The following is an 11,603-nucleotide window of genomic DNA, read 5'->3' as shown; positions in this document are numbered from 1 at the left end:
AATGAAAGAACATTACGATGTAGTGATTATCGGAAGCGGTTTGGGCGGATTAGTGTCGTCTATTATTCTGGCTAAAGAAGGCTACAGCGTTTGTGTGCTCGAAAAAAACAATCAATACGGCGGGAATCTTCAGACTTTTGTTCGGGACAAAACCATTTTTGATACTGGAATTCATTATATCGGAGGTTTAGGCGAAGGCCAAAATCTGCATCAATATTTCAAATATTTGGGAATTATCGATAAATTAAATCTGAAGCAATTAGATAAAAATGCTTTTGATATTATTTCGTTTGAAGATGATAAAACCGAATATCCGCATGCACAAGGGTATGAAAATTTTGTTCAACAACTAGCAAAATATTTTCCGGAAGAAAAAGCAAATATTGAAAATTACTGCCAAAATTTACAAACCATCTGCGACTCTTTTCCGCTGTATAATTTAGAATGGGAAGGAAAATATGATCCTGAAATTTTAACGCTCAACGCAAAAGAAACCATCGATTCATTTACAAAAAATGAAAAACTAAAAGCAGTTTTAGCTGGTTCCAACTTTCTGTACGCGGGCATTCCTGATAAATCGCCATTTTATGTTCATGCGTTGATTGTAAATTCCTATATTCAAAGTTCATGGCGTTGTATCAATGGCGGAAGCCAAATTACAAAACAGCTTTTAAAACAGCTCAAAAAACACGGAGGCGAATTTTACAAACATAAAGAAGTTACACAAATTGAAGTCGAAAATCACAAAGTGAATTCGGTTAAAATGAAAGATGGAACTCAGGTTTCTGGAACGTTTTTTATTTCGAATATTGAGCCCAAAACAACGTTGAAAATGGCAGGAGAAGAAAACTTCAGAAAACCATTTTTCAACCGAATCCAAAATCTTGAAGGCGTGCTTTCAGCTTTCAGTTTGTATCTTGTTTTTAAACCAGAAACGTTCAAATACATCAACCATAATTATTATCATTTCAAAAACAGCGACGATGTTTGGACTGCACATGAATATGACGAAAATTCTTGGCCCAAAACGTATATGGCTTCTATGAATGCGTCTAAAGATGATGAAATTTGGGCCGATGGAATGACTTTTATAACCTACATGAAATTTAATGATGTTTTGCCTTGGGCGGAAACATTTAACACGACTGTCGAAAAAAATGATCGAGGTGAAAGTTATGAAGAATTCAAAGCCAGAAAAACGGCTAAATTTTTGGATGAAATCGAAATCAAATTTCCGGGAATTAAAGATTGCATAAAATCGATACATACCTCAAGTCCACTTTCGTATCGCGATTATATTGGCGGTGATAATGGAAATATGTACGGTTATGTGAAAGATTCTGGCAATCCGATGAAAACTTTGATTCCGTCAAAAACCAAAATCGAAAATTTATATCTAACTGGCCAAAGCATTAACATGCACGGTGTTTTAGGCGTAACTATTGGCGCGGTTGTAACTTGTTCTGAAATTGTTGGGAAGGAATATTTGATTACTAAAATCAATCAAGCTGAATAAATGAATTATGAAAAACCGAATTACATATCTTTTCTTTATCGGTTTTTTAGGAATTTTGGTTTCTTGCGGTACGTCAAAATCAAAAAAACATCAGCCAGATATTTCAAATTTCAATGCTACAAAACCTGTTGTTACAAAACTTTCTGACAGCGTTTTTATAGCGGGAAATAATTCGCTTTTAAAAAACAAACAAGGACTTTGGGAACTTTATGTCGAAGGTGATCCTTTAGAAATTGGTCTTAACACCGGCGCTTTATCTGATTCACTTTTGCAGAGGCAACAACAAATATTTTTCGCCAAAATAAAAGATTTAATTCCGTCAAAATTTGAACAGAAAATGTTGCGCCATTTCTTAAAATGGTACAATCGGAAATTATACGAAAATGTTCCCGCAGAATATCAGACAGAAATTTTTGGTATTTCACAATATACTTCGCATGAATTTGACAACATCGCTCCACAATATCAGCGTGGTTTGTACTTGCATGCGGCGCACGATATTGGCCACGCTTTGCAGGATTTGGCTTTAGTTGGTTGTTCGTCATTTGTTGCGTGGGGCGATAAATCAGAAGATGGAAATTTGATTCTCGGACGCAATTTTGATTTTTATGTAAATGATGCTTTCGCAGAAAATAAAATCGTTGCGTTTATAAAACCGGAACAAGGCCATAATTTTATGATGGTTTCCTGGCCCGGAATGATTGGCGCCGTTTCTGGAATGAATCAGCAAGGTTTGACTGTTACTATAAATGCGGCAAAATCTGAAATTCCGTTGACAGCAAAAACACCAATTTCAATTTTGACGCGGGAAATTTTACAACATGCTTCAACTATTGAAGAAGCAATTGCGATTGCAAAAAAAGAAAAGTATTTGTTTCTGAATCTATTATGGTGGGAAGTGCTCAAGACAATAAAGCTGTTTTGATTGAAGTTTCTCCAAAGAAAATAGACGTTTATGAAGTTCCAAACAGCAATCAGTTAATTTGTTCGAATCATTTTCAGAGTAATGCTTTTAAAAATGAAAAACGAAATTTAGGGCAAATTGCAGACAGCCATTCTGAATATCGCTTTGAAAGAATGCAGGAACTTCTTTCTGAAAACAAAAAAATAAATCAGGAAATTGCTTCTGCAATCCTCAGAAACAAAAATGGTTTGAATGATATTCCGCTTGGTCTTGGCAACGAGAAAGCGCTAAATCAATTATTAGCACATCACGGAATTATTTTTAAACCGAAAGAAAAAATGGTTTGGGTTTCGGTAAATCCGTTTCAATTGGGTGAATTTGTTTGTTACAATTTGGATTCTATTTTTAACGAGAAAAAGGCAAATACCACAATTTCATTTGAGGAGGAAAATTTAAATATTGCCAAAGATCCTTTTATAAAAACGGAAGCTTTCCAAAACTTTAAAAAGTTTAAAGCCGCAAACCATGAAATGGATTTGTATCTGAAAAACAAAGAAACCATTCCATCAGAATTTATTCCGAATTATCAATCGCTAAACCCAGATTATTGGGTTGTATATTACAAAGCAGGGTTGTACTTTTATCAAAAAAAACAATTCCGCGTCGCTCAAATTAATTTTGAAAAAGCACTGACAAAAGAAATTACTACTGCTCCTGAAAAAGCAAAAATTGAAAAATATTTAAAAAAACTCAAAAGAAAATTACAATGATTCCAGCAATAGAAAAAAATTCTTTAGACGAAATTAAAGTTTTTCAGGAACAAAAATTAACGGAACTTTTAGCTTACATCAGCGAGAATTCTCCTTTTTATAAAAGACTTTTTGCTGGACAAAATATTGATATTGCGAAAGTAAAAACGCTGGAAGATTTGCGGCATTTACCTGTTACAACGAAAGAAGATTTACAACAATACAACGATGATTTTTTGTGTGTTCCGCAACATAAAATTATCGATTACGCTTCAACATCAGGAACTTTGGGCGATCCGGTAACTTTTGGTTTAACCGATTCTGACTTAGATCGTTTGGCTTATAATGAAGCGATTTCTTTCGCTTGCGCCGGAATTGCAGAAGGCGATGTGGTACAATTGATGACGACAATTGACCGAAAATTTATGGCTGGTTTGGCATATTTTCTTGGTTTAAGAAAATTGAAAGTTGGCGTGATCCGCGTTGGCGCAGGAATTCCGGAAATGCAGTGGGATTCAATTTTAAAATACAATCCGAGTTATTTGATTACCGTTCCTTCTTTCCTTTTAAAATTAATTGAATACGCCGAAATTCATGGAATCGATTATAATAATTCAAGCATAAAAGGTGCCATCTGCATTGGAGAATCTTTGAGAGAACAGGATTTTTCAATGAATATTTTATCTAAAAAAATAACGGACAAATGGAATATTAAGTTGTTTTCGACTTATGCTTCAACCGAAATGAGCACGGCTTTTACAGAATGTGAACACGGTCAAGGCGGACATCATCATCCGGAATTGATTATTGTTGAAGTTTTGGATGAAGATAATATGCCTGTTAAAAATGGCGAAATCGGCGAACTTACTTTTACAACTTTAGGAATTGAGGCGATGCCGTTGCTTCGTTTTAAAACCGGAGATATTGTCCAGCTTCATAATGAACCTTGCGCTTGCGGAAGAAATACGTTGCGTGTTGGTCCAGTTGTTGGGCGTAAAAAACAAATGATAAAATATAAGGGAACAACGCTTTATCCGCCAGCAATGAACGATGTTTTAAGCAGTTTTGATAATATTGAAAATCATTTAATTGAAATTTCTACCAACGATTTAGGCACTGATGAAATTCTAATAAAAATTGCCGTAAAAAACCAAACTCCAGAATTTCTTCAGGAAATAAAAGATCATTTTAGAGCCAAATTGAGAGTGACTCCAAAAATAGAATTCGCTTCAAAAGAAGTTTTGAATCCATTGGTTTTTAATCCAATGAGCCGAAAACCAATTCGATTTTTTGATTATCGGTCTTGATATAGGGACAAAGTAACAAAGTGACAAAGGCTCAAAGACTGTTAATCAGCACTATAAAAAAACCTTTGTCACTTTGTTACTTTGAGCCTTTGTCCCACGAATTGTGTCAATTCGACTAAAAAGTTGTAATTTTGCAAAAAATTATGAAGATGGTCAAGATTGGCAACATAGAATTACCCGAATTTCCTTTACTACTAGCTCCGATGGAAGATGTGAGCGATCCGCCGTTTCGCAGATTGTGCAAAACGCATGGCGCTGACATGATGTACTCTGAATTTATTTCATCGGAAGGATTAATTCGTGACGCTATCAAAAGCCGAATGAAGCTGGATATTTTTGATTATGAACGCCCGGTTGGAATTCAGATTTTTGGTGGTGATGAGGAAGCGATGGAAATGTCTTCTAAAATTGTTTCGACTGTAAAACCAGATTTAGTGGATATCAATTTTGGATGTCCGGTAAAAAAGTAGTTTGCCGTGGTGCTGGTGCAGGAGTTTTGAAAGATGTTGATTTGATGGTTCGTTTAACAAAAGCGGTTATCAAAGGAACTGATTTGCCTGTAACAGTAAAAACGCGTTTAGGCTGGGATGAAAATTCAATCAATATTGATGAAGTTGCTGAAAGACTACAAGATATTGGTGTTCAAGCTTTAACCATTCACGCTAGAACTCGTGCTCAAATGTACAAAGGCCACTCTGATTGGTCGCATATTGCACGTGTAAAAAACAATCCTAGAATTACAATGCCTATTTTCGGAAATGGCGATATCGACAGCCCAGAAAAAGCATTACATTATAAAAATGAATACGGAATTGACGGTATCATGATTGGTCGTGCCGCAATTGGTTATCCGTGGATTTTCAACGAAATAAAACATTACTTTAAAACTGGTGAGCACTTGCCTGCTCCAACGGTTATTGATCGTGTTGAAGTCGCCAGAAATCATTTAAAATGGTCGATGGAATGGAAAGGTGAACGTTTAGGAATAGTAGAAATGCGACGTCATTATACCAACTATTTCAAAGGAATTCATTCGTTTAAAGAGTTCAAACAAAAATTAGTTACCACTGATGCGCCTGAAGATTTATTCGCTATTATGAAAGAAATTGAACAGGTTTATGCAGGATATGAGTTTGCTTAAAAAGTATAAAAAAGGCCTTCAAAATTGAAGGCCTTTTTGTTTATTATACTTGAACTCTCTTCCACTTTCCTCTTTTATAGAAAAATATACCTGTCAAAGTAATCGCAGTTTCAGCAACAGGAATAGCAATAAAAACTCCTGTTGGTCCCATATTAAAATGTTTTGCTAATACGAAAGCTAACGGAATTTGGAACAACCAAAACCCGAAGAAATTAATTCCGGTTGGTGTCCAGGTATCTCCTGCTCCATTGAACGTATTGATCAAAACCATTCCGATTCCGTAGAAAATAAATCCAATACTCATAATCTGCAAAGCTTCAATCGCTATGGTTTTTACCTGATTATCATTCGTGAAAAACGAAATAATATATTGTCCAAAAACCAAAGTGATTATCATAATAGAAGCCATAAAAATCACATTGTAACGCGCTGTCGTGTAAACCGATTTTTCGGCACGTTCGATTTGTTTGGCTCCTAAATTCTGTCCAACCAAAGTCGCGATCGCATTACTCAATCCCCAAGCCGGAAGTATAAAAAACATCATTATTCTTAGGGCAGTTTGATAACCTGCAGAACCATGATCTCCACCAGTTGTTGCTACTAATTGTGCCAAGAAAATCCAACTGCAAGAAGCAATTACAAATTGTAAAATTCCGGGAGTCGCAATTTTTACTAAAGCTTTTATCTGCGTAAAATCCGGAGCAAAATATGGAATCTTAATTTTTAAAATTCCGTTTCCAGAAAACAAATGATACAATTGGTATAAAACTCCAATGCTTCTTCCAAAGGTAGTTGCTAAAGCCGCACCTATTAATCCAAAAGCGGGAATTGGCCCTAAACCGTTAATTAAAATCGGACATAAAATAATGTTGCAAATATTAGCAATCCAAAGACTTTTCATTGCAATTGCCGCATTTCCAGCTCCTCGGAAAATTCCGTTAATTAAGAATAAAAGCATAATACACAAACTCGAACCAATCATAATTTGTGTAAATCGGAAACCGTGTTCAGCCGCCTCTGCAGATGCGCCCATCAGCAACAGTATATCTTTGGCATAAATTACACCCAAAACGCTCATTACACTGTTTACAGCAAATGCAACAATTATCGCCTGCATCCCTGCTTTAGCGGCGGCGACCGGATCTTTTTCTCCAATTCTGCGTGCTACAACTGCAGTTGTCGCCATACTCATTCCAATAGCAAGAGAATATATAATTGTTAAAACGGATTCTGTCAAGCCAACTGTCTGAATGGCAAAACTACTGTGTTTTAAATGTCCAACGAAATACAAATCGACTAAAGCAAAAACCGATTCCATCATCATTTCCAAAACCATTGGAATCGCTAATAGAATTACGGCTTTCTTTATACTTCCTGAAGTATAATCAAATGATTCGTCGCCTTTTAAGGCTTGTTTTGTTGTGGTAAAAATTTTAGAAATAAAATTTTTCTTTATAGATGTTTCTGTCATGATGTATTTAGGATAAATGATAAAATTGTCCAGTTTATAAAACTGAACTAAAAAGTAAAAAACGTAAAGTATCCTAATTATTCTAAAAAATCAATCAGGATTAGGCAGAAACAATCATATGCGGTAATTTTTTGAGACGATAAATATAGGAAATATTTTTCAGCCAGAAATCTTAATCCAACAGCTTTTTGCTCACGCGACTACAAGCAATCAAAGAAGCCAAGAAACCTAAAGAAATAATGGTTCCTAAGACAATCAATATGTTTTCAATTGTAAAAACAACTGGAAATGCCAAAGTTGGCGTAATCATAATCAGCTCGTATTTTTGTTGGAGTAACACTAAAATAACACCCAAAATAAGTCCTATTATACCACCAAAAACACTCAGCAAAGTTCCTTGAAGAAGAAATATTTTTCGCAGGTGGCTTATTTCTGTTCCGAGATTAAAAAGCGTTTTCAGATTTCCTTTTTTCTCTAAAATCATCATAATTAAAGCGCCAATCAAGTTAAAAAGGGCAACAATAATAACCAATGTAAAAATCAGATAAACAGCAATGTTTTCGGTGTTTAACATTCTATACAAAGATTCATTTAGCTGTGCTCGATTTCTAAGTGTTACTTTATTTTTGAAAATACTTTCAAGCTTCGATCTAATTGCACTTTCATTTGCGTTTTCTTCTAAATTAAATTCAACGCCCGAAATTTGATTTGGCTTGTACATCAATAATTCTTGCACCAAACCTAAATCGGCAAAAACATATTTGGAATCTAGATCTTCACTGATCGAATAAATTCCGACAGGCAAAACATCTGTTTTTGTAAAAGCATCTTCAGGATTTTCAATTGCACCTTTTCCTGGTTTTGGAGCAAAAATCTGCAACGGATTTTCAAAATCCAGAACTCCTAAAGAAAAATCACGAGAAATTCCGTAACCAATTACTACTTGATACGTATCTGGTTTAAGCCATTGTCCTGTAAAAAGCTTTTTCTGATGTCATTGACTACGGGATAATTGCGGTCAACTCCTTTTAATGAAGTAACTTTTTGTTTGTCTTTGAACAAAAACAAAACGCGTTCTTCTATAATTTTGGTATATGAAACAACACCTTCAATTTTCTTAATCTCACTTTCCTGATTCGGCGTAATCAAAAATGATTTTCCATAAGTACTTGTCATTTTTAGATCAGGATCAATTTCATTCGTAAATGAAAGACTAAAAACCTTTAATCCGCTAAAGACGGACAAAACCACAAACAAAGCCATAGTACCAGCTATGATTCCTAAGCTGGCAATACGATTGATAATATTAATAGCATTGTTTTTGCTTTTGCTAAAAATATAACGTTTGGCTATGTAAAGGGGGAAATTCAATTTATGATTTTCTTCTTTTCTCTAAAAGATCACGGTTTTCAATTGGGTTTTCTTTGCCAGCTAAAGCATTGTCTATTTTTTCGATATAATCTAATGAGTCATCGATAAAAAACACCAAATTTGGCACACGGCGCAACTGCAAACGTACGCGTTGCGATAAATCGTGCTTAATTAAGGTAGTATTTGATTTTATAGCTTCTAATGTTTCTTTTGCTTTCTCCTGCGGAAAAATGCTTAAATATACTGTTGCCACAGATAAATCTGTAGTTACACTAACTTTGGATACCGAAATTACTAAATTGGTAATTCCGTTTTTTCGCACTTCACCTTGCAAAATATCAACCAGATCTTTCTGGATGACACCGCCTATTTTTTTCTGTCTATTTGTTTCCATACTGCAAAAATACTATTTTTAAATTCAATCGGTTAATTTCGAATCAAGATATAAACTGATTTTTCAAATAGAATCATTTTTTCTTCCTTTTAAAAGTGATTTTTTTGTCTGATATTAATTCCAAAAAAATTTTAACTTACTATATTTCAAATAGTAAACTGATAAAAATCATGTTTTTTATACTTCTAATTTTTGACCTTTGATAAAACATTACAACCCATTTATCATGAAAAAGAGAGAACCAATTAGTCACATCATGACAAAAACCGTGGTGACTGCAAATGAAAAAGATAATTTAAAAACTGTAGTTGAAAAATTAAAGAAAAATACAATTCGACACATTCCAATTGTTAAAGGAAAAGAAGTTGTGGGTATTATCAGCCGAACCGACATTAACCGACTTACTTTTGGCGCTTTATTCGAAGGACAAGAAGGTGCCGATGAAGCTATTCTTGACATGCTGACTATTTCTCAAGTAATGACTAACAAACCAAAAACAGTTTCGTCAGACATGATTATTAAAGATTTGGCAGAAATTTTTGCGAAAGAAGATTTTCATGCTTTGCCTGTCGTTGATCATGATGAACTTAAAGGAATTGTCACGACTACTGATGTTATCAAATATCTTTTAGAACAATACGATTAATCAAATTTATGCTTAATAAAAAAGGGAGCCAATTAGCTCCCTTTTTTTATCTGTTTTGCAACCATCCTTCTGGATTCATATTGGTCGTATTTTGAAGAATCAAAAACTTAATAGTTGTTTTTCCTGTATCTCCACTGGTTCTTACTTTTCCAATACTTTGTTTAGTACTTACTTTATCACCTTTTGCAACTGATACTGAACTTAAATTCTGATATACTGTGAAATAATCTCCATGCTGAATCATAACTGCTCTGTTGATTGGCGATAAAACAATTACGCTCGAAACCTCTCCTTCAAATACTGCTCGGGCTGTTGCGCCTTGTTCTGTAGTGATCTCAACTCCTGAATTATGAACTGTAATCGACGGATGCGACGGGTGTGGCTGATCTCCATAACCTAATGAAACAAATCCTTTTTCAACCGGCCAAGGCAATTTTCCTCGATTCGCTTTAAAGTCTGCGACTAATATTTTTCCTTCTGGCGTCAAAGCAATTTTAGAAGAAGAAACTGGCGCTGTTGAAGATGTTGATCCAGGGTTTTCTTTTGCTCTTTCAAGAGTCGCTTTTCTATTTGCTTCGGCAATTGCTTCACGAATCAAACGATCAATTTGTCTGTCAATTCGTTTTGCTTCTGCTTGTTTATTTCTAGTATCAGCAATGATTTTGTTTTTGTCCTTTTTAAGAGCATTAACTAATTTTTGCTGTTCTTTCTTTTCAACTTCTAAGCTTTGTTTCTCTTTTTGATTTTCAGCAATAATTTTTTCTTAACCTGTCTTTGTCCGTCCAATTTTGCATTAAAATCAACTAATTGAGCTGTTTTAGATTGAATTTCTAATCCTTGATTTTTTCTGTAATTTGTATATTGCTTTAAATATTGTGCTCTTTTGTAGGCCTGTAAAAAGCTTTCAGATGACAAAATAAACATTGCTCGGCTTTGCTCAGAACGGCTTTTGTATGATTTTAAAATCATCTTGGCATAATCTGCTTTCAAAACGGTCAATTCTTTTTTCAGCTTATTAACCTGAACTTGGTTAATGTACATGTCATTACTTAAAATTCGCTCCTGCTTTGCAGTCGTATTAATAAGTTTCTCTTTCAGCTTAATTTTATTCGCCTGAATCATGTAAACATTTACAGCCGATTTTTCTTGTTTCTTTACAGACTGAAGCATTCTTTCATTATCTCTAATTTCCTGCTGAATTTGCGCTTTACGCTGTTCAAGTTTTTCTTGCTGTGAATCCTGTGCCCACGTAAAGGTAGTGGCACAAATAAAAATTAGGCTTAGGAGAAATTTATGCATGTTTCTGTTTTCTTTTTGCAAATTTACTTAATTATAACTTTTTTATACCCACTCGGAACACTATATGGGAAAGAAAGTTCTTCATTAAATGAAATATTATTATAGTTCAAACTAATATTGGTTTTGCCTTTTGGCTGAACCGCATTAATTTCAATATATGTTGGAAGCGTTCCTTGATTGAATGTCTTATTGTCGGAATAAATAATTTCCAGATTTACATTTTCTGCCGATTGTGAAATTTCTTCCTTCTGAATCAAATATTTTTCCGAATCTAAGTAAAATATCTTTTTTACTTTGTCTTCTTTTTCATCTTCTAAACGAAATAGATTTTCTACAATTGTCTGTGTATATTTTCCTTTTCTTAAATCGTCAAGTGCCTCTCCTACTAACAAATTCTGAACCTTGCTGTAATCCAATTCTGTTCCCAGCCATTTGCTCAAACTAGTAAAATCACCTTCATAATAGGAACCTTTTACTTTTTCATAATAACTAACAGTGGTTGGCGTAATTAAAGCTTTTGCCATCGTTATTCCAAGAAAACGAACACTTATCAAAATCTGTTTATCTTTTTCGATTTTGATATCAGCAGTAACATTTTGACTTTGTTTTTCGTCCTCATACTTTGCGCTGGCTTTTATGCTTAAAGTCGAAAAATCTAACTTATTATTATAATGTTTTTCAATTGCTTTTTTATCTTCTTTCGGCGCTTCTTCTATTTTAGTATTGTTTTGTACCGCTACCGCTTTTGATTTACATGAAATCACAAAAACCGATAGCAATACAATTGCTATATATTTTTTCATCT

6 protein-coding genes and 4 pseudogenes are annotated in these 11,603 nt (G+C 34.2%); 5 read left to right on the top strand and 5 right to left on the bottom strand.

Annotated elements, in window-relative coordinates; translation table 11 throughout:
* Nucleotide 1: 1 nt before the first annotated feature.
* The 4 genes and pseudogenes from ACQ9BO_RS02870 to dusB all read left to right on the top strand — a co-directional run bounded on the left by ACQ9BO_RS02870 (nucleotide 2) and on the right by dusB (nucleotide 5,617).
* Nucleotides 2–1,516: a phytoene desaturase family protein gene (locus ACQ9BO_RS02870; RefSeq protein ID WP_431243565.1), complete on the top strand. Its 1,515-nt coding sequence runs from the start codon at nucleotides 2–4 to the stop codon at nucleotides 1,514–1,516.
* A 7-nt stretch (nucleotides 1,517–1,523) separates the two neighbouring features.
* Nucleotides 1,524–3,190 (top strand): annotated as a pseudogene (locus tag ACQ9BO_RS02865) (C45 family autoproteolytic acyltransferase/hydolase).
* A complete protein-coding gene (locus ACQ9BO_RS02860) occupies nucleotides 3,187–4,476 on the top strand; it encodes a phenylacetate--CoA ligase family protein (protein ID WP_431243564.1) in 1,290 nt (429 codons plus the stop codon). Before ACQ9BO_RS02865 ends, ACQ9BO_RS02860 begins: the two are co-directional and overlap by 4 nt.
* 149 nt (nucleotides 4,477–4,625) lie before the next feature.
* Nucleotides 4,626–5,617: pseudogene (gene dusB / locus ACQ9BO_RS02855) on the top strand (tRNA dihydrouridine synthase DusB).
* A 43-nt stretch (nucleotides 5,618–5,660) separates the two neighbouring features.
* Here the strand turns inward: dusB and ACQ9BO_RS02850 are convergent.
* From ACQ9BO_RS02850 to rbfA, 3 genes and pseudogenes are all read right to left on the bottom strand, one after another.
* Nucleotides 5,661–7,088 (bottom strand): MATE family efflux transporter, encoded by a 1,428-nt coding sequence (locus ACQ9BO_RS02850; protein WP_431243563.1) that lies wholly within the window; start codon nucleotides 7,086–7,088, stop codon nucleotides 5,661–5,663.
* Nucleotides 7,089–7,260: 172 nt separating this feature from the next.
* Nucleotides 7,261–8,459, bottom strand: a pseudogene (locus tag ACQ9BO_RS02845) (ABC transporter permease).
* A gap of 1 nt (nucleotide 8,460) precedes the next feature.
* On the bottom strand, nucleotides 8,461–8,853 hold the full coding sequence (gene rbfA / locus ACQ9BO_RS02840; RefSeq protein WP_320569373.1) for a 30S ribosome-binding factor RbfA: 393 nt from the start codon (nucleotides 8,851–8,853) through the stop codon (nucleotides 8,461–8,463).
* A 226-nt stretch (nucleotides 8,854–9,079) separates the two neighbouring features.
* Between rbfA and ACQ9BO_RS02835 the strand changes: the two genes are divergently transcribed.
* Complete coding sequence (locus tag ACQ9BO_RS02835) at nucleotides 9,080–9,499, top strand: CBS domain-containing protein (protein ID WP_431243562.1); 420 nt, start codon at nucleotides 9,080–9,082, stop codon at nucleotides 9,497–9,499.
* Nucleotides 9,500–9,545: 46 nt separating this feature from the next.
* Here ACQ9BO_RS02835 and ACQ9BO_RS02830 read toward each other — a convergent pair.
* Nucleotides 9,546–10,798: pseudogene (locus ACQ9BO_RS02830) on the bottom strand (murein hydrolase activator EnvC family protein).
* A 23-nt stretch (nucleotides 10,799–10,821) separates the two neighbouring features.
* Entirely contained in the window at nucleotides 10,822–11,601 is a 780-nt protein-coding gene (locus ACQ9BO_RS02825) for a DUF4292 domain-containing protein (protein ID WP_431243561.1), read from the bottom strand.
* Nucleotides 11,602–11,603 lie beyond the last annotated feature (2 nt).

This window comes from Flavobacterium sp. P21 (assembly GCF_050632225.1).
Taxonomy (GTDB): Bacteria; Bacteroidota; Bacteroidia; order Flavobacteriales; family Flavobacteriaceae; genus Flavobacterium.
Note: the sequence above shows the minus strand (reverse complement) of the source record. Positions and strands in the feature narration are given on the sequence as shown.